Raw genomic sequence first — 24,057 nt, 5'->3', positions numbered from 1 at the left:
TCAATGCGTACTCAAGATGCGTCAAGCAAATTTGGTGATTATTTCATTGTTTTGGTCCTATATGTTACATCATTTTGAAGTAGCGGGATTGGGCTATTTAGATCTCCGAACTGCTTGAGTTTCTAGAACGTGATATACTGTGGGAAGGCTTAAAGTCAGACTTCTATCCAGAGGCTCTCGCTGCGCACTACAAGGCTTTTCATGCACTACCGAATTGAGACGCTTTTTTGCTGCCTGCTAATCTTGTCGAGTAGTCAGTCGACGAAAGCTCAAGTATACCATGAGATTCAAGTGCTTGACGCGCAGTCAGGCCTCGGAGTGCCGCTGGTAAAACTGCGAGCCAACGGCCAAGATTATTACACCGATAGCAATGGTTTGCTGGCGTTTGGATCACCAGGGGAATTGGATCAAGACGTTGCTTTTTCACTTACTACTTATGGTTACGCCACCGGTAACTGGCAGTTGCACACCACGAGCGGTACAGCGAGTCAACTCACGATCCAGCGCGAGCAGTTAGCCGAGCGACTTTATCGCGTGACAGGGAAAGGCATTTACCAAGAGACCGTACTCTTGGGATATGGTGCGCCCATTCAAGAGCCGCTGCTCAACTCCAACGTGAAGGGTCAGGATTCCGTTCAATCGGTGATCTACAACGGTCAGCTGCACTGGTTTTGGGGCGATACCCTTTACGAGGATGGATTCGGAAATCTCCGCACTTCGGGAGGAACATCACAATTGCCGGGGCAGGGCGGGCTCGATCCAGCCGTGGGCGTGGATCTAACTTACTATGTGGACGCGTCGGGGTCTTCCAAGCAAATGATGCCGTTGACACAACCTGGACCGGTGTGGGTCGATGGACTGTTCACAGTCGAAGACACCAGCGGTCGAGAACAAATGCTGACCCACTATTCTCGGCGTGATCCCAACAATGCACTGGGTGCACAAGTCGAGCACGGCCTGGCACGTTTTAATGATTCGCAAGCAGTTTTTCAGCGGCATCAAGTTTATCCGATCGACGCCCCCATCGTTGCGGCTGGGCATTCGTTCGAGCACTCGCTAGGTGGGCAAGACTATATCTACTTCGCCGAGTCGTATCCGAATATTCGCGTGAAGAAAACTTGGGACGCCGTAAACGATCCAAATCAGTGGGAAGCCTACACACCATTGATCGAAGGTTCGCTTTACGATCCAGGAAACCCCCAGTTGGAATTAGATTCACAAGGAAAGCCTGTGTATGGGTGGAAGAAAAACACTTCGCCGATGAATACCGATATGATGGAGGAGCTAGCTCAGAAGGGGCTCATCCTGCGCGAAGAGTCACCATTTCGGCTTAAAGATATCCAGTCAGGAAATAATGTCCGACTGCATCGGGCATCAGTCTACTGGAACGAGTATCGCAAGAATTGGGTCATGATTGGAAACGAGTTGTTTGGTGATAGTTTTTTGGGAGAAGTTTGGTTTGCTGAAGCTCCTACCCCCGAAGGACCGTGGGAAAATGCCATAAAAGTCGCCACGCATCACAGCAGCACTGAAAACTACACTTTTTACAACCCGAAGCAGCATCCTTACTTTAGCGAAGAGGGGGGACGTTATATCTACTTCGAAGGAACTTATGCTCAGACTTTCTCGGGCAATCCTAATGCAACACCCCTGTATGATTACAACCAGATTATGTATCGCTTGGATTTATCCCTGATAGACCCACTTGCTTCAGCCGCAATTCCGGGCGACTCCAACCATAACGGCTTCGTTGATGGTGCCGACCTGGTTCTTTGGCAGCAAGGGTACGGCGAAACCAGTGCGGGTGATGCAGACGAAGACGGTGACTCCGACGGGGAAGATTTCCTTAACTGGCAACGACAATACACAGATTCTCAAAAAGCGGCGACAATTGAACTGCCAGAACCCTCGAATGTAGTTTCCGTGATGATTTGCTTTGCGTTGATAATAGTAAACTCAAGGTGGCCAATGATTCCAATAGCCTAAGTGTAACGAGTCACCGGCTCTTAAGATTAAGGACAAAACTCGGATTTCCCTTCTCGGTCTCATATCCAAGCGTCGTTTGCGTGTTGTATTTTTCTGGAATAGACGCTTCGGGGTGGGTTACTTCCACTTTGTACGTGCCATAGTGGACACCCAAGAGTCCATGATCCGATGCAGGAGAATCCTCGTCGCGGATGTCCATAGTGGCAGTGCCACGTCCGTTAGTTGTTCCATAAGCAACATTCACATCATCCCCCAAATACATCTCAGGAACGAGCTTGATTTGGGCTCCAGGCAAGGGTCGCCCGTCTAAACGCACTTGAATGCGCAGGCTCGTCACACCTATCTGACCAGAGACCAATGAATTAAGTTGCTCTTCGAGTTCTTGCTGTGAAACGGACCCATCGCTGTCTTTATCGTACAGCTGCAGATGCATCTGAATTCCAGGACATGCGGCAAGCTCGGTGTCAGACAATTGGCCATCGTTGTCTGTGTCATAGAGTTCAAAAGCTTGTTTACTCGACTCGACCGGGTCCACTTCCGGGACGTGGACGGCAGCGGGGCCACGACTACAACCTTCCAGCGAAATGAGGGTGAACGCCACAAAGAAGGTTAGAAGCCAAATACTCCGAAACTCGCAAGCTCGAAAACTCACCGAGAAAGTGGAGAATTTCATATGTAACGAACTCGGGTGAAAGTTTGAACGCGTAGTAATAGTATCCTACAAAACGCTATTATAGCTCGTAGATCAGGGAGCAGTAGGCGGGGTTTGGACTGGTAATAGTCCCCCCCCATCACTTCGATGGCTAGCGCGACGATGCACTTCTGGGTCAATGTCATAAGAGACGATTTGGACGGAACCATCACAATTGGCCATATTGAATCCACCCGGATGCGCACTTCCAAAGCTGCCAAAAGATTCTTGTCCTAGACGGTCTTGAAGTGGAGGATCATTTACACTGGTCCAGCGATTCACATCCCAGTCAAATCCCTGATACATGCTGTGATTATCCCCGCCGTCAAACGTGCCATCGGACTCATAATATGCAGGATTAAGGTATTTTTCCCCTACCGCATAGGTGTTGGAGGAACCATCAGTTATATCTTTGAAACCAATCTCGGCGCCCTGATAGTTTACTCCTGTCTGACCCTCAAGCGGAGGCCATTGCTTGCTCCCTATAGTTTTGTAGTCAAAAAATAGCCATTCCAACTTGGTTTCATATTTTTGTTCGTCCTCCAACCAAAACTTCATTCCCTCCTCTCCATCGCCAGCATTGGCAGCGTAATCGCTGCGGGCCACGAATGGTGCACGAGTCCCATTGCGAGGAGTCCATGAATTGGACAAGGCATAGGGCTGTGCTTGCGCAGGCCTACGAGAAGGACAATTGAAAAAAGAAATTGCCTTACCTTGCAAGTCAATGGATTGCTGCTGTTGCGCAGCAGTGATATTCAACTTATCTCCGTCATCGGTGATGTCATAGATCGCTTGCTGCTCTACGAAAGGTAGAAGCTGGTAGATCCAACCCCCCGGTTGCTCACGTCCGGTACCCATAAGTGGATCTCCAACATATACGGCAGTCCAGCCTGAGCAGGGTAGAATTCGGTGAGTCGATTCATGATTCATGAACCCAAGTCCCATTTGCTTTAAGTTGTTGACGCATTGCATGCGGCGCGCTGCCTCACGCGCCGCTTGAACGGCCGGCAACAACAGTCCTACAAGGACGCCAATGATGGCAATCACAACCAAGAGTTCAACAAGTGTAAAACCAAGCGAACGATGTGAACGGTCCACAATAGGAACTCCCAACTAGTTAGGAAACGAAAAGAAGCAAGACGTTCTTAGCTAAACGGCGAAATAAAGCAGAGCGCGCAGGCAGTTTTTAGAAAGAGAACTCCTTTGCGTTGGCTACTTAGATTATTGCTAATCCTTTACCTTAGGTCAAACCAAATATAAAAACTGCTGGTCATTTGCAGTAGCAAATGTGACCCCGTCTAAATGTTGTAACAATTGGCTGTTGTCGAGATTGGTATTGGGTTCGGCTACGAGATTGTGGCTTACCGTGTCGCGCATCTACGCTGGCAGTTCGATCGGGTTCTATTACAATGAGCTTTCGATAGAGTGTGATCCGGAAGTGCCTGGTGGGTTTTGTAGCTTGCCGAGATACTACGTGGACTTGCTTGACTTCTCTAGGAAGAAACTTATCTGTCGTCGAATTGGCGCTAACGAGAGGACGAAACAATAGATGGCGCTGAGAAGTATTAGCGGAATGGCGATTGTAGTGATCTGGGCCTTTGCCTTGCTGCAGGCGCGTGCCGATGTAGTTATCCGTGAGGAACGCAGCCCACTGAAAGTAACGAGCACCCAGTACGAGGTTCAGATCGCACCGGACGGGTGTTTGACTAACTTGAGGATTGGTGACCAAGAATTTCTAGCGCCAGGTGTGTCGATCTCCCGTGGAACCTATTTTTTCGCTGGTGGCCCACTACAGCTCAATACGGTTGAACAGGTTGCAGACAACGTTGTTACCGCCAGCAATGAGACCGCTGCGATTCGCTACGAATTTGGTGAAAAGGAGATGACATGGGAGTTGACGAACAAATCCGATAGTTCCCTGGTATTTTTCTTGGTACTTTCAAGGGATGTGCAATCCGCCTTCAGTCAGGCCGGTGTGGCGGTTGCGCTGCCGATCAATGAGCAGTGGACTAAGGTCGTAGTGGTAGCGGGAGACGCACAGCTCAGCATCAATGGTTGCGACAAGTTATGGGGACCATGGCAAGGCCCTCACCAGATATGCCAGGTATCGCTAGATCCTAAAGAAGAGAAGTCTCTCAAGTTATCCGTCGGCAAGGTGTCCTCCGAGCGTCTTTCGCAAGTTTTCGCACTTGTTCCCAAACTGACAGAAGCTAAGCTCCAACTCTATTCGCCTCAGGAGCATCAAGTTTTTCAACGGACAAGTGTTTCTGAGGGGACAATCCTCTTGAGCGGGCACACGACAACAAACCCTGATTCCATTCGTGTTCGCTTTAAGGGTAAGTCAGTGGATGGCAAGCTACCCGGCAAATGGCAATCTGTGGAATGGATACCTGAAACGCGCAGTTTCTCAGCCATGATGCATCTCCCTGCCGGTGGTTGGTATTCACTAGAAATAGAAGCACTGAAACAGGGTGAAGTATTGGCCGCCGAGAAAATCAAGGCTCTTGGTGTGGGGGAAGTGTTCGTTGGAGCTGGGCAGTCGAACTCGACCAACAGCGGCGAGTTTCGCACACAGCAAAAAACGGGGATGGTCGCGTCCTTCAGTGGCACAGCCTGGCAAATTGCCGATGACCCGCAGCCTGGCGTAGCTGACAAGAGCCAAGGAGGTAGCTTCTGGCCCGCTTTTGGTGATGCGATGTACGAAAGGTTTGGAGTTCCCATCGGCGTGGCAGCCACCGGCTACGGCGGCACAAGCGTAAATCAGTGGCAGCCAGATGGTGACTTGTTTCCCTGGATGATGACACGCATTTATCAACTGGGGCCGCTGGGATTTCGCGCGCTTCTTTGGCATCAAGGCGAAAGCGATGTCGAAATGCATTCAGAGGAGTACTATGAAAAACTTAGACACGTGATCCTCTCTTCCCGAGCTCAAGCAGGTTGGTATATCCCGTGGTTTGTAGCGCAGGCTTCCTATCACAATCCGGAAAAGCCAAGCTTCGATACCGTGCGAAACGCCCAAGCGAAACTCTGGCAACAAGGCATAGCGTTAGAAGGCCCCGACACAGATACACTCATCGGGGATCGGCGTGACTTGGGGGGAGCCGGGATCCATTTCAGCCCCAAGGGCCTTTTTGAGCACGGGCAGATTTGGGCCGATCTGGTTGGCAATTATGTGGATGAGATACTTGGTACTGTTACGCGAAGCGAATTATCGGCCACTGCCTGGCCGGAAGCGGATGTGTTGTTCCATCGCGATCCGAATTGGCTGGGAGGTGATGACGCTTATTCGCTCGATTTGGGAGATGGGCGTGTTGCCTGGTTCTTTGGAGATAGTTTCGTGGCTCCAACAGTCCCCGGTGAGCGCCGTGGTACGACTATGGTCCGCAATAGCATCGGGATTCAATCAGGATACGATCCCACGAGTGCCAAATTCAAAGCCTATTGGCAAGAGTTCGAAGGCAAGCCGCGATCATTTATTGCCGACGAAGCTGAGGAGTTCTTTTGGCCGGGTGGTTCCTTGGTAGTCGACGGAAAGATTATCATGCTGTTGATGCGCGCCCGCAACGCCAACAAAAAGATGGCATTCGAAACAACGGGGTGGGGCGCAGTTTTGATCGACAATATTAAGAGACCTCCTGACCAGTGGCAAATCCGCAAGTTGGACTGTCCGCAAAATCGTTTTGACGTATTGGTGGGGTCAGCAACGCTTATCAAAGACAGCGAGCATTTGGTCGCATTTAGCGTGGCAAGTGAATCGCATGATGTCTATTTGGTTCGATGGCGACTGGTCGATGTAGCAGAGGGTGATTTATCTAGTCCTGAGTGGTGGACAGGCTCAACAAGTGACTGGGTCGCTCAGGACAAGCTAGTCGAATTGCCCGAACCGGTCTTCGAATCGGGTCAAACGGAATTCACGGTACATTTTTCCCGTGAGATGAACCGCTACGTCCAAGTCCAGTTTTCGGGTTTTCCGTTGACACCTATTGCATTAAGGACCGCGCCTTCACTGACTGGCCCCTGGACAGCGCTTGAAGAGTTTTACAGTCCCGAAGAAACAATACCAGGTAGTAGCAAGATCGATGACTCTGAGCGTATGCTCTATGCTGCGAAAGCACATCCGGAGTTGGCTTCGGAAGGTTTGGCTTTGACCTATTGCTCTAACACTTACGACATTAACCACCTGTTTGACGGACTAGACTTATACTTTCCCCGTTTCCTGCAGGTAGATTTACCTGAGACCAAAGAAAAAAAGTAAAGTTTGTCCACCGTCTTCGACAGCTTTTCCCCAAAGGACCAACCTCTGTGTCTACTCTCGATGCCGTCATCATCTTCTTGTTCTTCGTCGCACTAATCGGAATAGGAGTTTGGCAGCAACGACGCGCATCCAAAAGCTTGGACAACTACTTTCTCGGGGGACATCGCATTCATTGGTTAGCTCTTGCCATGTCGGGATCGGTATCGACTTTTGACATAAGTGGTACCATGTGGATGGTAACACTGATTTACTTGTTTGGAATGAAGTCAGTCTGGAACCACTGGATGTGGGGCTTCATGATGGCCGCTTTCTTCATGTCCTACATGGGCAAATGGGTCCGGCGATCACGAGTGATGACTGGCGCCGAGTGGATGATTACTCGATTCGGGGATAACGCAGATGGGCGTGCGGCACGCTATGCCTATGCCTTGATGGCGGTGATCACACTCGTTGGACTCACCGGGTATGGCTTCGAGGGTATTGGGAAATTCTCGGCCGAATATGTTCAGACCGGTTTGGATCCGGAGGATAATATTCGACTTTGTGCATTCGTAGTCTTCGGCATTACGACGGTCTATACCCTGCTAGGTGGACTGGAAGCAGTTGTCATCACCAATGTATTGCAGACGTGTATCTTAGTGGTGGCCAGTATTGTGATCGCAGCAATCGCTTATGTTGAATTGACGCCAGAGGTACTGGCGGCCCTCACGCCGGTCGATGGAGACAGCTTTACCAACCTGTGGCCTAAATGGAAACTAGATAACGTCGATGCCCTGCCAACTGGCTATCAGGGCTATCATATGTTTGGCCTCTTGGTAGTCGCTTGGGTAGCGAAAGGGTTCTTGTTGAATCTTGGTGGGCCAGGGCAGATGTTCGATTTTCAGATGTTTCTCTCGACACGTGATCCTCGTGACGCAGCCAAAGTAGGAGCCGCCTGGAGCGCTTTCCTCGTTGTCCGCTGGGCGATGGTGATGGGGATCGCATTATTGGCTATTGCCGCGGGGCTTGAAATAGTTGACGGGTCTGGATCGGTTGATGCCGAGATTGTGATGCCTCGTGTGCTGGCGACCTATTTGGGGCCCGGCGTGCTCGGATTGGTGTTGGCTGGTCTTTTGGCCGCTTTCATGTCCACCTTTGCTGCCACAGTGAACTCGGGCGCGTCCTACCTTGTGCGAGATTTATGGCAGCCACTTTTCCGACCTCAGGCTGACGAGAAGCATCTAGTGCGAGCTAGTTATGTCGCCACGATTTCAATCGTCACCGCGGGAACACTCATTGGGCTCTATGCCAGTTCGATCCGGCAGGTGTGGGACTGGATCATGATGGCCCTGGGTGCGGCGTTTATCATTCCCAACGTCTTTCGTTGGTATTGGTGGCGATTCAATGGAATGGGCTATGCTGCAGGCACCCTAGTCGGCTTGGCCGGGGCGATGCCATTGTTGTTCATGTCGCTGAAGGGAATCGAGCCGCCAATTTACATTACTTTCCCGGCATTGTGTGGGATCTCGTTGGTTGCCTCGATTTTGGGTACTTTCTTCTCACGCCCAACTGACGAGTCGACACTTATTCAGTTCTATCGCAATGTCCGACCCTTCGGCTGGTGGGGCCCAATACGTGATCGTGCGGGTCTCACGGCAGAAGAGTTGCAAAGCCCTGGTGAGAGTGTCTGGTATGCGGTACTCAATGTAGGGCTAGCGAGTCTGGCAATTTTTGGCGCTTATGTGGCACCCATGTATCTCGTGGGACACTGGCACTGGCAGGCACTCTGCTGGGCTGCCGTGTCGGTTACCGCAATCATCGTGCTGAAATACACTTGGTATGAGCATCTTCCACTACCAGAGGATCCGAGCAAAGTGAGCTGAGTGTGCGACGAGTACTCATTTGAATGTCAGTTCAATCATTTGAGGCACATAGGTGGCCGAATTCACGAAGGTGACGTAAATGATCTTCCCATTTTCCCTTGCTAGTTCTGGATGCTCTTTAGCAGCATAGATGAGATCGCCATCTCCGACTTTATCCGGACGATAGATGATTTCTGCTTCACTCCAAGGCCCCGTAATCTGAGGGGCTGTACGCATCACTATCTTGTTGTCCCGTAGAAGTGAGTGAATAGCCAAATAACAGCCGAGATGTTGATTGTAAGATGCCGACATTTCATTTGGTACCGAGTCAAAAAGAGAAGCGGTCGGCTCGAAATATTTTGACCAGATAGGTTTCAAGTCGGGATCGTTTACAGTCGGGGCCGTGACAAGATATTCGTAGCTCTCACGATTGGCAATCTCATCCGGGCGCGTGCGGGCTAGAAACATACCAGTAATGAGGCTTCCCCATACGTAAACGTAGTCCCCTTGCTGCTCGACAAAAACGCCGAAACTGGGTTGATCGCCTTTCCAAAAGAAATCAGTCCCATCGGGAGCCGACAACCGTTTAAACTTCCAATCCCCTGTTTTAGCCTGCGCAATGCCCATGCCATCCAATTGGAAGTTTTCAAAGACGTCGACCCCAGGAATCAGCGATATCCGGTGATAGAATAGGTAGAGCTTCTCAGCTCGACAGGTACCATGGATTGGCCAGATACGTTCCGCTGCAGGATCTTCATCGGAGGCATAGGGAACGATCTGCAAAGGCCGCTTGCCGTCTGGTTGGGTAAGAAACTTAAACTTTTTGATTCCGTCGGAAATGTCTTGCTTGGGTGCGATGGCCGCCGTGTTTGAGAGCTTGTCCGCGAGTGGTAGGCCACGTATCGACTCGAACGGGCCCTCAATGGTATCGCCAAAAACCCAGAACGATTCGCCCGATGGTAGTACGATGCTTGACGCACAATCCAAGCCAGTCACCCTTAGAGGGTTATCCTGAAATTGACTTCCAAGATTACGAACCGCAGCAACGTGATGCGATTGACCCGTTTCACCAAATGCCGCTTGAAGTTGCCAAAATGTACTAGTGGCCAGTATTCCTCCGGTGGAACGGGTGAGCATCTGACGTCGAGATAAAGAAGGAGAGTGATGTCTTGTCATGATGACTTCCTACGTCGAGGAGGTGGAAAACGTTACTTTGCCGCGACGGTTTGCTGTTCTTGTTCTCCGAGGCCAGTTATCCCCAACCGAACGGTTTGACCTGGTTTGAGAAACACCTTGGGATTTTGCCCCATTCCGACACCAGGAGGTGTACCGGTGGTGATCACGTCACCTGGCAGGAGCGTCATGAACTGACTGACATAGCTCACCAGCGTCTGCACACCAAATACCATTGTGCTCGTGGAACCATTCTGATAGCGGTGGCCATCGACTTCAAGCCATAGACGAAGATCTTGTGGATCACCTATTTCATCGCGAGTCACCAGCCAAGGACCCAACGGTGAAAAGGTGTCACAACTCTTGCCCTTGTCCCACAAACCACAACGTTCCAATTGAAAGGCTCGTTCCGAAACGTCGTTGACAACACAGTAGCCGGCCACATGGGAAAGTGCGTCCTGCTCAGAAACGTACTTGGCTTTTTTTCCGATTACGACCCCAAGTTCCACTTCCCAATCCGTTTTCTCGGATCCACGAGGGATTTCGATGTGGTCGTTTGGACCTGAAATCGAAGTTGTAGCTTTCATGAAGATTACCGGTTCCGTCGGTATCTCGGCACCTGTCTCAGCAGCGTGGTCGGCGTAGTTGAGCCCGATGCCGATGACTTTGCTTGTCCCAGCAACGCAGGGACCCAAGCGAACGTTTGGTTCGACCAATGGAAGCTTGCCGAAATCAAGTTTGCGAATCTTCTCGAGGGACTCATCGGAAAGTACGTCTCCTGCTAGATCGGGAACCACTCCTACAAGTGAGCGAATTTGATCTTCACTATCTAGCAGGCCTGGAATTTCAGATCCGACATCACCGTAGCGCAATAACTTCATGATACTCCCTCCCTTTGATGGATAGGTATTTCGAAATGCCTTCCGAATAGACTGATTTTAAGCGATTTGAAAACGGAAGCTACTCGATACTAGTGAACCACATGTTTCGAGTATTGCAAGCGTTCCTATTCCTTGCAAAGGCTCAGCTGCATTTACGCTTGGAAGGGCAGGGGGCAGGCCAGCCGAGTCTGTTTGATCCTTTAGAACGAGCCAGATGCTGGGTTTGCTAGTGTATTACCGTCTCATTTTTCAGAATCAACGTTTGCGACAATCCAACTTGCAGTACTAGGTGCAACAATCTTCGTTTCCGAACGCGAAGTAATCACAGAACTGGGCCTCAATTCACCGATGTCGATATTGATCCTCTGGGCTCTCAAGGAGACTACAGCGTCCGAGAGGTCGAGCTGTACTTCGACCGATTGAGACGAGTCCGTCTACAAGCTTTGATCGTCGAATGCGAATAACTCGACGGCTACAGATGTTCTCACTGCTTGAAGGGTGGCTTCATATTCCAGAGAACATTGAGTTATCCTATTTTTTTACTAGTGATAACTCTTGAGACGAATTGTGCAGGACGCCGTCGTGGCAAGTTATTTGTACAGAGCGGGTTTTTGCTGCTAATAAGTACAGACTCGAGGGTAATCTCTAGGATTATCCAATCGTTACAACTATTATAATGTTGCCGCATGGTCGGTTAGGCATCGGCCCGAGATAAAACAACTTTCTCAGGGAATCTTACTCGATGGTTTTGATAGTTGAGCACATTAATCATGCCTCCGAGTCATTCAGGTTGCTCGCTTGGTCAAAATCCATTTCACATGTTCAAGTCGTCGGACCGCTGAACAAACGCAGGCACGCTTCTGGCCATGGTGAAAACTGGCATGTGCATGCAGAAGTCGAGTTGACCCTATTTGAAAGTGGCCAAGGTACTCGTTTTGTAGGTGACAGCATCTTGCCAGTCACTGCCCCTGAGTTGGTACTGTTCGGACCTTATGTCCCGCATTGCTGGAATTGTCCCAACGAATCTCGCGGCGTGGCTTTACAGTTTCTGATCGACAAGTCTCAGCCGCTGCGAGCTGCCCCTGAATGGGAGAAGTTATCAAAACTTTGGCAGGGCTACAATCAAGGAATCTTATTTCCCACTGAGGTTGCTCATGAAGCTCGTAACTTTATTGAAACGATGATAGCACAAGATCGCCTTGCAAGGCTTGGCAGTTTCTTACAATTGCTTGAAGCTCTGAGTCGCTACCAAGGCAAGCGGATCTCAAGCAAGTCATACAGCGCATCTGATGCAACAAAGCATTTTCCCGCGATACAGAAAGTCATCCTGGAGATTCTTAACCGATATCATGAGACATTGGAATTACAGGAGATGGTAGAATTATCACATATGTCTCGAGCTACTTTCTCTCGAGAATTCAAAAACTACACAGGAAGATCGTTCGTTGAATTCATAAACGAGGTCCGCATCGATGCGATTTGCCAAAAGCTGTTAATGGGCCATCAAGCTGTGAGTGACATCGCATTCGAATCCGGATTTGCAAACCTATCTCATTTCAATCGGATTTTCCGCCGCTTAAAGGGACAAAGTCCTCGAGAGTTTCGCTGCCAAGTTACCAGTGCTGAGTAGAATCCAAAGGAATTGGTAATTGCTTTGCTGAAATGCCATACGCTTTGATTAAGTGTGATAATAGCACATATTCAGACCAATAAGGGAGAATATGATACGATAGTATCACAATCGAGACGCGACGCGTAGAGACAAACCAATTCTTCAAATTAACATGACAGACATATAAGTCGCAAAGAAATAGGGCGAGATGTTCGGGACGGCTGGCAGCAGCGGCGGGTGCATGCTGTGTGACAGGATTTGGCGATTCTCAAGGACTATATAGTTTTGCTGAAGCTGCCAAACTTGCAGGAATTACTGAAATCTCTTCTCCGGAAAAAAATACCATTGCTATCTCTGCAACCTCAACTGCATCAGATTCATTTTTTGACACCAGGAGTTCGCTGGAATGAGTGAGCCGTATCGGTTTTCCTTCGGTCCTTGGAATATTCATGGCGGCGCCGATCCATTTGGTCCTGCCACGCGCAACGAGATTGCCTTCGCCGTAAAACTGCAGATCTATCGAGAGCTTGGATTTGAAGGAGTACAGTTGCACGACGACGACGCCGTGCCGAATCTTGACAGTAAATCTGCCATTGAAATCTCTACAGAGGCGAGACAACTCAAAAATCTACTAGCCGACAGTGGCTTAGTGCCTGAGTTTGTTGCTCCTCGGTTGTGGGAAGATCCTCGTGGAATCGACGGCGGATACACTGCGAACGACCCTGAGTGCCGAAAGTGGGCGCTGGACCGTAGTAAACAGGCCATCGACATTGCAAACGAGTTGGGAGTCAATCTGCTGGTGCTCTGGGGTGCGAGAGAAGGTACCTACATTCGTGAAGCTAAGTGTGCCCGTACAGCTTATTCGAGGCTGTTGGAAGCAGTGAATACGCTACTTGAATATGAATCTAATTTACGGATTGCAATCGAGCCGAAACCCAATGAACCGGTCGACCAGGCGTATTTGCCAACGATCGGTCATGCGCTGGCGTTAGCAGGGCAAGCCAGTGATCCAACGCGGGTAGGAGGACTTATCGAAACTGCCCATGCGCAACTTACTGGACTCGACCCCTCGGATGAAATGGCGTTCGCTTTACAAATGGACAAACTTTGGAGCGTTCATCTCAACGATCAAAACGGACTAAAATTCGATCAGGACAAGACTTTTGGCAGTGTGAATTTGAGAGCAGCCTTTAATCAGGTGCGCGTGCTGGAAGAAGCAGGTTATGCTCGTACAGGGCGCTTTGTCGGATTGGACGTCAAAGCCATGCGAACTCAGTCGCAAGAGACGTCTCACTTGCACCTCGCGAACAGCAAACAGGTGTTTCTGAAGCTTGTCGAGAAGGCACGCAGCCTGCCACAAAATGCGGTCGAAGAGTGCAGGAAGAGTCACGATTACGAGTCTCTCGAGATGATTGTTCTCAACCATCTAATGAGTGGTTAATCACGAAATTTGGTTACATACATGTTCCAAGAGCAGATCAATCGAACGCCCTAACTTGTCGCCATAAAAGCAGCAGTGGCTTGCAATACTTGGAGTAATATCGAACAGATTACTTCTCTCATTTTTATATTGTGCATAAGAACCGGAGATTGATTATGGCGGAAATCGACCGTCGATCAATTCTTGGTAGTTCATTGGGAGTTGCCTTGGCATCAACTGGACTTTTTGGCAGCGCTGAAACTCTCACAAGCAACCCCAGCGAGCAAATTCATTTTGCTTTGGTCAACCTCCACAGAGAGTCTGCGATCTTGCGGTCAGTCTGTATCGAGACAACCGAAAAACTTACGATGTATGCAGCGTAGAGTACTTGTTCGATGGGGATGTGATCGTTTGCTTCAGTCAGGATTTCCATCAAGGCTTCAACTATCAAGGGAGCTACGGCGAATTGCTACTCGGCACTGAAAGTGCCTTGCGTATCACCTCGGAACAGGAATTGTTTCACTATGACAAGTCGAAACGTGCCCACAAGATTCCGAATGAGGAGATTGGAGACGAAATTCAAATTGCGGGCGTGTCAAGCCTAAAGGATGAATTAACCAAGGCAGAGGAAGATCGGCAGGGCGGCGGACTGCGTACGTTTAGTTACTTAATCGAAATGCGAATCTTCGTTGATTGTATTCGCAACAATCGTCAGCCAGCTTGTTCCGGCGAAATTGGCCACACGCGGTCGCTTACACGACAAGGGGTGCCGAGGCACAATATGCCAATGAATTTCGAGAGTTTGACGAGGAGACTTTCGTCGAGATAAACTAGTCTGAGTGATCTCTTCGCTCAACTCACTTGCAAGCGGGGACATGATATGTCTGCGACAACTTGTGGGAGTGTCCAATGAATGCTCACAGCAGACGCAACTTTCTGGCCACGTGTCTCTCAGGAATGACACTTGGTTTACTGACCGGTTTCAAGCGATTTCATTGACATGTTGCTGAATTTGCTCGTCCATCAGGCAAACTTGAAGGTGCGAATTTCTCCTTCATCCATTTCTCGGATACGCACATTGATCCTCGCCCAAGTGGACTAGTTCACAACGAGGATGGACGCAGTGTGAAAACGCTGAAGTGGCTCGCCCAGTGTAGTAGTGAGCCGGTTGTTCAGGAGATCTATGGAATAGAAGCGGATTTGCCAGCGTTTGCGATTCACACTGGCGATGTAATGGAATATGGCCCAGTTGGTTTAGCTTGGCAAGATTTCGAACAGGCGATAGCTAAGATTGCTTGTCCCGTTAGCCTTGTGCCAGGCAATCACGACAACACCTGGGGAGAAATTAATCATCTCTTAAAAGGGACCTATGGCGACGATTCGTACTCGTTTGACATTGGGGACTGTCACTTCCTCTGCATCAATTCTTCTGGACTATTGGATCCCTTGCCTTGTTTGGACCGTCGTACTCTTGATTGGATAACAACTGATTTAGAAAAGATTCCCAGAGATAAGCTTTTGTTCATTGCAATGCATCATCCCCTTTCTGGTAATGCAGGCTATGCGAGCGAGTTCGATAAGCTCAGGTTATCAAAATTACTCATCGGTCGTAGGGTGGCCTTAATCATGGACGGTCACTGGCATACGGTTCACTGCCAACGCTGGCAGGGAATCGACCGAGTAAATGGAGGCGCGACTTTTGGCGAGCACACGGGCTACAACACCGTAACTATGGTAGACGGCACGCTCCGAGTGATGTTCCGCTATGAAAAGGAGTCCGTCGAAAGGCTCCAGATTGTGCCGCTTCTAGAAAAAAAACTTGAAGACGTAGCCTCCATTTCTGAATATTCTCTGGGAGTACCGAATGAACCCATTTCAGGTGGCCAACTGCCTGTTCAGATTCCTAAATTGCCACGTCATGCACGCCTACGTATATGGATTGATAGTGACCTGGAGCACTCTCTGCAACTTCCCAAGGGCTCAAATGCCAACAACATCTTGCTCGATACTGAAAATCTTTGCCCAGGCTGGCATTTCGTATCGGCTCGCATTCGGGGCAAGAAGAGGCTAGCCATCACGACTGCAGAGCGTTTCAAACTGCTCCCCGTCAAAGATGCACCTTTTCTAATCAGTGAAGCCAATCTTGGAGCGGGGGTTAAGGCCCGTCCCCTAGTACAAGACGATCTGATCATAGTTGCCAACACCTCAGGTCTAGTCGTCGGCTTATCACGAAAGCTTGAAAAGAAATGGGCGTATGATACTCACAGTCAAGTCGTGCATAGTCTCACTGCAGCGGATGACCGCATACTGGTGGGCAATATTTCCGGAGGGTTGCATTGCTTGCGAGCGACCGACGGAAGAAGTATTTGGAAAATATCGCTTCCTAACTCACTCTATGCTGCTTCGGGAGTGCATGGAGGGCTCGCATATCTCGCTGACGGAGCGGGTTGGCTTCATGCGATAAGTCTCAACGACGGACAAATCCGGTGGTCGCGAGAAGTGACCAGTTATGCATTTGAAGCCCAGCCACTTGTTTTCGAGGACCGACTGTTTATTAGTAGCTGGGACGGATTTATCTACGCAGTTGATTGTAATACAGGCGGCGTTATCTGGAAATCGTGGTCTCCCAAAGGACACCAGGATGTTAAAAGCCGTTACTATGGGGCAGCAGATAATCCGATAGTCGCTATCGGAGGATCTCTCTTCGCCAACAACCGTGCGTGGATGCTTGGAAGCTTTGCGCTCAATGGCGATTTTCAAGCGGTCCTCCAAGACAAAGTGACTTCGATTGCCGCAGGTCAATCAGATCACTCCTTGTATGCAAAAACCCTCGACAACCGTTTAGTACGAATAGATCGTAAGGGCAATCGTATTTGGGATGCTGAAGTGCCGACGGGGCGAGTGCCGAATCAACCAGTTGAATGTGCTGGACAGGTGGCAGTGCTCTCCGACACTGGAATCCTAACGCTTCTCGCTTGTGATTCCGGTCTGCAGACCCTCCAGTATTCGATTAGTCCCCGTCTATACTGTCTCTCTGGAATCGGAACTGATGGCATAGATACTCTTGTCGCTGCCGACATGGACGGTACCGTGACTTCACTGCAGTTGCTGGACACTTAAAAGCAAAGGCACGAGTTCTGTTAGAAAACGCGACTTGTATTTCTCGCTCGGAATGCTCCACCTGCCAGAAGACTAAAGACCATATGAGTTAGTGCATATGGTTCAGGTACGGTTTCCAGAGCATTCGCGGTGGAAGAGATCATGCCATATTGGTTTTGCCAAATAGCTAAGTCGACTTCGTTGACCAGCCCATCACTGTTGGCATCGCCTTCCGCCAGTGTATCACCAGTGAGATAATTACGCTGCCAGATAAGAAAATCGTTGCCATCAACATCGTTGTCTGCATCAAAATCGGCACTATCGACAACCGACAATGATCCCAAGACATCGATCTCCCGAACAAGCGGTGAAACATAAGCGGACTCAAAGCCGTCATCAATACCTGTGAACGGATTAATGCCGTTAAAGGGGTCAAACATCACACCATTTACATTCGACACAGCGTAGAAATCAAATCTCAAATGAGTGATATCAGTCGCTAGTGCAAGCGCGTCGTCGCGAAGAATACGTACGAGAGTTGAGCCATCGGGTCCACCAGGAGTATTACTGTTGTTATTGAATCCCGATGGATCGGATTGGAAGTATCCAAGAAACTCAAAGTTTGATCCATCAGTAGATGTCCAAATCCCGGTAGTGGATAAAATTCGTCCATCAGATCCATTATTACCAGTGAAAATGCGAATCTCATCGAGGTCAAATGCTGCTCCTAGTTCGTACTCAATCAGCTTGGCCGGAGAGCCAGAGCCAGGGAAATCATTCAGCAGGCCAGTCAAGCCGGTCCCAATGTCTCCCTCTCCGTCGGTAAAAGCTGGAAGGCCGTTGGGATCATAGGAGCCATTCGATGAAGCAGGATTCGCAGAATGCCAGCCGTTGTCGCCTTCACGCTCCGTGGCTATCAAGCCTTGCAGAATATCGGTGGAGCTAAAGTAATAACTCAAAGCATTATCATTGGCAGCATGCTCAGTAATGAAAATTGTTCCTCCGGGTTGAACAATGTTATTCCTTCCAGAAAACTCATCGTAGGATAGCTTGTGCACTCCATTCCCATGGACGATACCCCAGGCGCCAGTCCCGTCATCTACCCACTGGTACCAATAAGTGCTGCTCACATAGCTTTGACTCTCCAAGAAGTCGTAGGCGGTTGCCATGTTGTCGCGTTGTAGTTGCTCTGTATTGCTCCCGACGGTTTGCCACCCGAATTCAGTAACTGCAATGGTTGAAAGATCGTTATTGGCAGCTTGCGTAGATCGAACAGCATCAAGATAGTTGGAAAGTTGGGATTGCGTAACGAGACCACCCTGGCTGATGTAGAAATGGTATCCAAAGTCCGTCCAGGGATATTGCACGCCTGTATCGGATTGAAAGTTGCTCCAGACTGTGGCTTGATCGTATACCTGTTGAAAATAAGGCATTGCAGTACTAAAACTGCCGCCAATATCGTGAGCCAGAAGACCTCCCGTGGCAAGCGAGATATTGAAGTCATCGAGCAGTGTTTGCCCGCCAGTGTTTAGATGACGGTAGGTTTCTGAGAGCATCTGAGCATAGACACGAGGTAAAATGTAGGTGCCACCCGCGTTCTGTGGGTCACTTTGATAATTCGGATTCGACCAGGCATTAGGCTCGTTCCATATTTCGAATTGCTTGATGTCGTTTTTGTATCGATCTACCAGAAACTGAGCCGTATCGGCAAAGTCGCTTACGTAAGAATTGAAACCGTCCCCATCAGGATCGTCATTCCAGCTTGACTGCCCGCCCGAAACCGTTTCATTGGAGAAGAGCCCAAGAATCTGAAGGCCCGCGTCTTTTGCGTTTTGAATTACTTCATCATAAAGATTCAATTGCGTGGTGTTCCAAGAAGTAGCCCCCGAATCGAGTCGGAAATTGAGTCGTATAGAATCGGTGCCCGTGGCTGCGAATTGTGCCGCTTTTTGAGATGTAAACTGGATGGATCCGTTCCAGATCGGTGCCCCGGCATTGAGTCCATAAAACTCATCACCGAACGAGAATGTAGCCGCCTGCAAAGCGCAACTATATGCGAGGCAGGTGAAGAGCCTACTCAGGCCAGTTCGATAAGATAGTTTAGAGATCATTGGTATTTTGGCTAGTTAACTGAATGTACTCTGAATTTCACGATGGTGCATTGAATAACTTCGTCTATTTTAGTCTCAAAAACTGGGACTTGCATCCTGCCACTAAGTCATGGTTGCGTTTCGGCACGAATCTGACCGGGAGTCTTACCCGTATTGCGTCTCATAACAGCAGTAAAATACTGGACTGAAGAGATTCCAACGCGCTTGACGATTTCCTTAATGGGAATATTGGTGGTCGTGAGCAATCGCATGGCTAACTCAACTTGAACGCGGTGGATTTCTGCATGGATAGATCGGTTTAACGCTTCGCGAAATCGTGCTTCAAGGGTTGATCGAGAAAGCTGGGCCACATCAAGGACATCTTGCACCGTGATTGGGTCAGTGGCATGTCGACGTATGAATCGCAGAGCCTCGGAAACTTCTGGGTCACCAGTGGCAAGCACGTCGGTTGATTGCCGGACAACAAGCCCCTCAGGTGGAATGGTAGTATGTTTATCCTCAGGAATTTTACCACTCATCATAACGTCTAAGAGAGCGGCAGCCTCAAATCCAATTCGCTTAGTACCTTGTTCAATGCTCGTCAAAGGTGGATTCGCCAACTCGCAGATGACTTCGTCATTGTCAACGCCGATGATGGCGATATCTTCAGGCACACGTAATCCTATCTCCTTACAAGCCTGCATAACATGGCGGGCTCTCCCATCGCGACATGCCATCATGCCAATCGGCGGTTTTAAACTAGTTACCCAGTGTTCTAATTCCGCTTGAGATTCACGCCACCTTCTCGAAGCTGCGAATCGCCCTGTGTAAACTTCGCAGTGAAACCCGGCCTCGTCCAGAATACTCTGAAAAGCATCGGCCCGCTCACGAGCCCAACCATTGGAGCGATTTGGAGGCTCACTGCAAAAGGCGAAGTTCCGTAGCCCTAAGTTGATTAGGTGCTGGGCAGCAAGTTCTGCAATGGCTCGGTTATCGGTGCGAACATAAGGAATCGAAGGATTTTCTTCGTAATATCCATAACCACCACCGATTCCAACTACTGGAACTTTACTACCTGACACAGCCTTAGCGATTCTGCGATCATCGAAATTCGCTAGAATGCCGTCGCCTGCCCAAGCCTGCAAATCGGGCAATCGGAGAATGGGATCCTGCTCAACATACAGCGACCAATTGCGTTGGTGCTGGGTCACATACGAACCTACTGCCCGGATTATCCGCCGATCATAAGGTTTCGCCGGATCGACGATCAAAGCTACTTCAAGACGTGACAAATGGCGTGACATGCCTGAAAACTCTAAGTAGAATAGGTGTATACATCATCTCTGCCGAAGCTCCAGGACTACTGGGAAACTTCTTGATTGAGGAAGCAGCTTTCATGGCTAATACGACAATTTTGGCTAATTACTTCCTCAGCGGGAAATCGACGGTCCTGAGGGAGAAACCTAGCGGGAAGTCTTAGGCGTATCAGCAAAATGAAGGCTCGGCTCCTGTAACTAAATATCATAAAAAGATTACACAATATTGCAACAGTTCTTGGATATTATGAGAGTAGTAGTTTGGTTGGGCAGCCTAATTCAGGTAATCACTCGTCCTCAGAAAGCAAGGCGCCTTGCCAAGTTGTGACAGTTCTTTGAACTGCCACATCCATGCTCACACCAGATCTTTTCACCGCAATGATTCGAATGCACCTAGAGAGGAGATTGGCTTAAATGAACAGGCAAAGTGGAATCGCGTTGACGTTCTTTTTAGTGGTTGCATTATCGACCACGCAGTTGCATGCAGCGATTACGGTGGCTACTGATCATGGTCCGAACCCCAATTTCGATGAGACATTATTTGATGGAATGCTGTCCAACAACGATCTAATTCAAGGCATCATTGCGACCGAACTGGCTGGGGACCAGGGATGGCATCCGGCGAATACGAACCCTGCGGACCGTTTGCCTGCCTTTACGGATGGTCTTGGGGGCACTAATATCTTGACGGGGCTGCTCAATGATTTTCCTGGCGAGAGTGTTCCGACCAAGGTAATTCAGTATGATCTCGCTCAGCCTTCTGCTATCGGCAAGATTAATATCCTTGCGGGGAATAAGAACGACGTCGATGGTCGAATTTTTTGCACGGTTGTGATTCGATACTCCACGGACAACGGTTCAAACTTCTTGCCTCTAGGTGGTTTCGTTCCGGGACTGGGAGCTAACTCGAATGGCTACTATGCCTCAGATAATCCTCTCACGATCAACCGGCCTGGTGGTGCGGGCGATATTCCTGCGAACTTAGAAACGCTTGTCAGCTTTATGAGTATTTTTGACGACGCATCTCCGATAATTGCTTCCTCTGTGACCAACCTTCAATTTGATTTCTATGCCAACAATAATGCTGATGGTTGGGAGCGAGACTCCTTTGATGGAGAAAATCCTTTTACGGGTTTCGATGATGGACAACCACCAGCGATTTCCTCACCACTAATCTGGGAAATTGATGTTTTGGAAGGTCCCAGCGTGTCGGCCGACTTTGACATGGACGGCGATGTAGATGGCGAAGATTTTTTGACATGGCAGCGAGGTTATGGGATCAACGATGGTTCTGCACAGCCTGGCGACGGAGATGCGACTGGCGATGGCAACGTTAACGGGACGGACTTGGGTGTTTGGCAAAGCACGTACGGTCAGGGATCGCTCACTGCGGCCAGTGTTTCTGTACCCGAGCCCTATACCATGGCCATTTTGGGCTCCGCTCTGATAGTGTCCATGGGTCTCGGGAGGCGTATGGGTTGCCCCGTCGGCAATTCAAAAGAGATTTGTCAGGTTTCGTAACTGTTTTGTGTTTCTTTTCTGGTTTCTAGTAACTTTTGAGATGGGAGAACGACTAATGATGAAGTTTTCAATGATACTTGCAGCGCTTGCCATCGGCATCGCGGCAACCAATGCTCAAGCGGCAGTGACCGCGAAGACCTTCCACGGTGCAGGCAGCAATGATCTTGACGGGAGGCTCGCAACCAGCGACTTGATCTCGGGGCTCATCGCCACCGAGCTGCCCGGCGATATGGGCTGGCATCCGGCGAATACTAATCCCGCCGATCAGTTGGTCGTATTCACGAATGACTCCGGCCAGAACGGCTTGGCCGGTCTGCTCAATGACTTTCCTCCCGTCGGACAGCCGACCAAGCGAATTCAGTACGATCTGGCGACGTCTAGCGACATCGGCCTGATCAGGATTCTTACCGGCAACGACGGCGGTGACGGGCGCATATTCTCCACCTCGCGAATTTTCGTATCAACCGACAACGGCTCCAACTTCAACCCGCTGGGCGGATTTGTGCCATTACTTGGATCCAACGCCTTCGGCTATTACCAATCCGATCCCTCGGGAACTGTCAATAATTCTGGCTCTTCGCCTCGATATAATTCGACAGTCCTGGAGATTTTCGACGACCAAGGCGGATTACTCGCCTCGGGCGTGACGAACATTCAGTTTGAATTCTTTGGGGTCGACAATTCGCTGGGAGAGATGCGGGACCCCTTCGACGGTAATAACCCGTGGACGGGCGTCGACGACGGATTGACCGCTCCGAATACTTCACCGCTTGTATGGGAAATCGACGTGCAAGTGCCCGAGCCTACTTCCTGCCTCCTGCTGCTGGCCGGTTTGGGAACTGCCTTATTGGCTCGCAGAAGTCATTAGAGTTTGAATCCAATTATGCAGAATTTGGGTTAGCTTCCGGTAGCGCGAGTCGCTGCCGGAAGCGACACTCATCTGAGTGTATTCCTCGGAATTGAGAAGGAACTAATTAAGCGAACTTGTTGGGTCAATTTGACGTTGCAAGGTGATTCACTTTCAGGGAGAGGTAGTGGAATTGAGATTCTGTCAGAGAATAATTCAGAGGAGAGTCTCTGGTTTTACCCTCGTGGAACTGCTAGTCGTCATCGCAATTATCGGCGTACTAGTAGCGCTGTTGTTGCCAGCTGTCCAAGCCGCGCGTGAATCAGCCCGAAACATGCAGTGCAAGAACCATCTCAAGCAGCTTTCTCTCGCCATGCTCCAGCATGAATCGGCGCTTAACTATCTTCCTGCGGGGGGCTGGCTAGGAGATTGGGTAGGTGATCCTGATCTTGGAACCGATGAGAAACAGCCCGGTGGATGGGTCTATAATCTGTTGCCTTACATTGAACAGCAAGCAGTCCACGAGATTGCTGCTGGAATGCCAAATGGATTCCAGAAGAAACGTGTCCTGGGTGAGCGTGACACGATTGCAATTGCTGTCATGAATTGTCCCACGCGTCGACCTGCCAATTCCTATCCTAATGCCGCGAGGCACACTCCCAAGAATGGCTATCTATCAGAGACCCACGGTAGAGCTGACTATGCTCAGAACGCAGGAGATATCAAAGAGCTAGAAAAATGGTGTATGGATTGTTCGCCAAGAAACATCAATGCTGGCGTACTCTCTGACTGGTATCCTACTGCAGACGAACATACGGGCATTGGATTTTGCGGTACAGCGTTGAAGCTACGTCAAATCACGGATGGTCTGAGTAATACCTATGCCATTGGCGAACGTTTCATTGAACCGCAACATTACCAAACTGGGTTGGCCCATGCTGATGATTGGCCGATGTACACCGGCTATCAGGACGATCTCTATCGTTCGGTGTGGTACGACGAGACAGATCCCGCGAATGGAGAAGCTTATCTTCCATTGCAAGACCGTGATGGAATCGTGGGGGCTTCTGAACGCTTTGGCAGCGCGCACCCGGGGGGTTGTAATCTTGCCAATGTAGACGGCTCTGTTCAGACGGTTTCTTACGAAATTGATCCCGAAGTGCATCGCAAGATGGGGCATCGCTCAGATGGAGGCTCGGTCAGGACCTACGAGGTGAAAGTCGGTATTTGTACCAAGCAGCCTTAGAGTTCAATTCGCATTGGACTCGCGTCGTCGACGTGTGCCTGACGCTCCAGCGTAAAATTTAGTTGGAAACTCAAATTGC

16 protein-coding genes are annotated in these 24,057 nt (G+C 49.7%); 10 read left to right on the top strand and 6 right to left on the bottom strand.

Going from position 1 to position 24,057, the window contains the following annotated elements:
• Window positions 1-201 precede the first annotated feature (201 nt).
• On the top strand, window positions 202-1,986 hold the full coding sequence (locus Pr1d_RS17580) for a DUF4185 domain-containing protein (protein ID WP_148074746.1): 1,785 nt from the start codon (window positions 202-204) through the stop codon (window positions 1,984-1,986).
• Between the two features lie 10 nt (window positions 1,987-1,996).
• On the opposite strand, the gene Pr1d_RS17575 is transcribed toward Pr1d_RS17580, so the two are convergent.
• Together Pr1d_RS17575 and Pr1d_RS17570 are read right to left on the bottom strand one after the other, a co-directional pair.
• Complete coding sequence (locus tag Pr1d_RS17575; RefSeq protein ID WP_148074745.1) at window positions 1,997-2,659, bottom strand: EF-hand domain-containing protein; 663 nt, start codon at window positions 2,657-2,659, stop codon at window positions 1,997-1,999.
• Between the two features lie 72 nt (window positions 2,660-2,731).
• The gene (locus Pr1d_RS17570; RefSeq protein WP_168205318.1) at window positions 2,732-3,775 is read right to left on the bottom strand and encodes a DUF1559 domain-containing protein; all 1,044 of its coding nucleotides are present in this window, start codon (window positions 3,773-3,775) and stop codon (window positions 2,732-2,734) included.
• Window positions 3,776-4,226: 451 nt separating this feature from the next.
• Between Pr1d_RS17570 and Pr1d_RS17565 the strand changes: the two genes are divergently transcribed.
• Together Pr1d_RS17565 and Pr1d_RS17560 are read left to right on the top strand one after the other, a co-directional pair.
• Window positions 4,227-6,932, top strand: a complete 2,706-nt coding sequence (locus Pr1d_RS17565; protein WP_148074743.1) for a sialate O-acetylesterase — start codon at window positions 4,227-4,229, stop codon at window positions 6,930-6,932.
• Window positions 6,933-6,979: 47 nt separating this feature from the next.
• Complete coding sequence (locus tag Pr1d_RS17560; RefSeq protein ID WP_148074742.1) at window positions 6,980-8,794, top strand: sodium:solute symporter family transporter; 1,815 nt, start codon at window positions 6,980-6,982, stop codon at window positions 8,792-8,794.
• A 15-nt stretch (window positions 8,795-8,809) separates the two neighbouring features.
• Here Pr1d_RS17560 and Pr1d_RS17555 read toward each other — a convergent pair whose 3' ends face one another.
• Both Pr1d_RS17555 and Pr1d_RS17550 read right to left on the bottom strand, forming a co-directional pair.
• Window positions 8,810-9,949, bottom strand: coding sequence for a DUF4185 domain-containing protein (locus Pr1d_RS17555; protein ID WP_148074741.1), 1,140 nt, complete (start codon window positions 9,947-9,949; stop codon window positions 8,810-8,812).
• Between the two features lie 32 nt (window positions 9,950-9,981).
• Window positions 9,982-10,827 (bottom strand): fumarylacetoacetate hydrolase family protein, encoded by an 846-nt coding sequence (locus tag Pr1d_RS17550; RefSeq protein WP_148074740.1) that lies wholly within the window; start codon window positions 10,825-10,827, stop codon window positions 9,982-9,984.
• Window positions 10,828-11,569: 742 nt separating this feature from the next.
• On the opposite strand from Pr1d_RS17550, the gene Pr1d_RS17545 reads away from it, so the two are divergent.
• The 4 genes from Pr1d_RS17545 (at window position 11,570) to Pr1d_RS17530 (ending at window position 16,979) form a co-directional block, all read left to right on the top strand.
• A complete protein-coding gene (locus Pr1d_RS17545; RefSeq protein ID WP_148074739.1) occupies window positions 11,570-12,457 on the top strand; it encodes an AraC family transcriptional regulator in 888 nt (295 codons plus the stop codon).
• 388 nt (window positions 12,458-12,845) lie between these two features.
• Window positions 12,846-13,880, top strand: coding sequence for a TIM barrel protein (locus Pr1d_RS17540; protein ID WP_148074738.1), 1,035 nt, complete (start codon window positions 12,846-12,848; stop codon window positions 13,878-13,880).
• Window positions 13,881-14,247: 367 nt separating this feature from the next.
• Window positions 14,248-14,688 carry a hypothetical protein gene (locus Pr1d_RS17535; RefSeq protein WP_148074737.1) on the top strand — a complete coding sequence of 147 codons (441 nt, stop codon included), beginning with the start codon at window positions 14,248-14,250 and terminating at the stop codon, window positions 14,686-14,688.
• 227 nt (window positions 14,689-14,915) lie between these two features.
• A complete protein-coding gene (locus Pr1d_RS17530) occupies window positions 14,916-16,979 on the top strand; it encodes an outer membrane protein assembly factor BamB family protein (protein ID WP_261343838.1) in 2,064 nt (687 codons plus the stop codon).
• Window positions 16,980-16,999: 20 nt separating this feature from the next.
• Here the strand turns inward: Pr1d_RS17530 and Pr1d_RS17525 are convergent, their stop codons facing one another.
• Together Pr1d_RS17525 and Pr1d_RS17520 are read right to left on the bottom strand one after the other, a co-directional pair.
• Window positions 17,000-19,069 (bottom strand): glycoside hydrolase family 5 protein, encoded by a 2,070-nt coding sequence (locus Pr1d_RS17525; protein ID WP_148074735.1) that lies wholly within the window; start codon window positions 19,067-19,069, stop codon window positions 17,000-17,002.
• Between the two features lie 107 nt (window positions 19,070-19,176).
• A complete protein-coding gene (locus Pr1d_RS17520) occupies window positions 19,177-20,352 on the bottom strand; it encodes an AraC family transcriptional regulator (RefSeq protein WP_148074734.1) in 1,176 nt (391 codons plus the stop codon).
• Window positions 20,353-20,778: 426 nt separating this feature from the next.
• Between Pr1d_RS17520 and Pr1d_RS17515 the strand changes: the two genes are divergently transcribed.
• The 3 genes from Pr1d_RS17515 (at window position 20,779) to Pr1d_RS17505 (ending at window position 23,978) form a co-directional block, all read left to right on the top strand.
• Window positions 20,779-21,885 carry a hypothetical protein gene (locus tag Pr1d_RS17515; RefSeq protein ID WP_148074733.1) on the top strand — a complete coding sequence of 369 codons (1,107 nt, stop codon included), beginning with the start codon at window positions 20,779-20,781 and terminating at the stop codon, window positions 21,883-21,885.
• A gap of 55 nt (window positions 21,886-21,940) precedes the next feature.
• A complete protein-coding gene (locus Pr1d_RS17510) occupies window positions 21,941-22,753 on the top strand; it encodes a PEP-CTERM sorting domain-containing protein (RefSeq protein WP_168205317.1) in 813 nt (270 codons plus the stop codon).
• Window positions 22,754-22,976: 223 nt separating this feature from the next.
• The gene (locus Pr1d_RS17505; protein ID WP_168205316.1) at window positions 22,977-23,978 is read left to right on the top strand and encodes a DUF1559 family PulG-like putative transporter; all 1,002 of its coding nucleotides are present in this window, start codon (window positions 22,977-22,979) and stop codon (window positions 23,976-23,978) included.
• The last annotated feature ends 79 nt before the right edge of the window (window positions 23,979-24,057 follow it).

The organism is Bythopirellula goksoeyrii (assembly GCF_008065115.1).
Classification (GTDB): Bacteria; Planctomycetota; Planctomycetia; order Pirellulales; family Lacipirellulaceae; genus Bythopirellula; species Bythopirellula goksoeyrii.
This window is presented reverse-complemented; position numbering and strand designations above follow the sequence as displayed.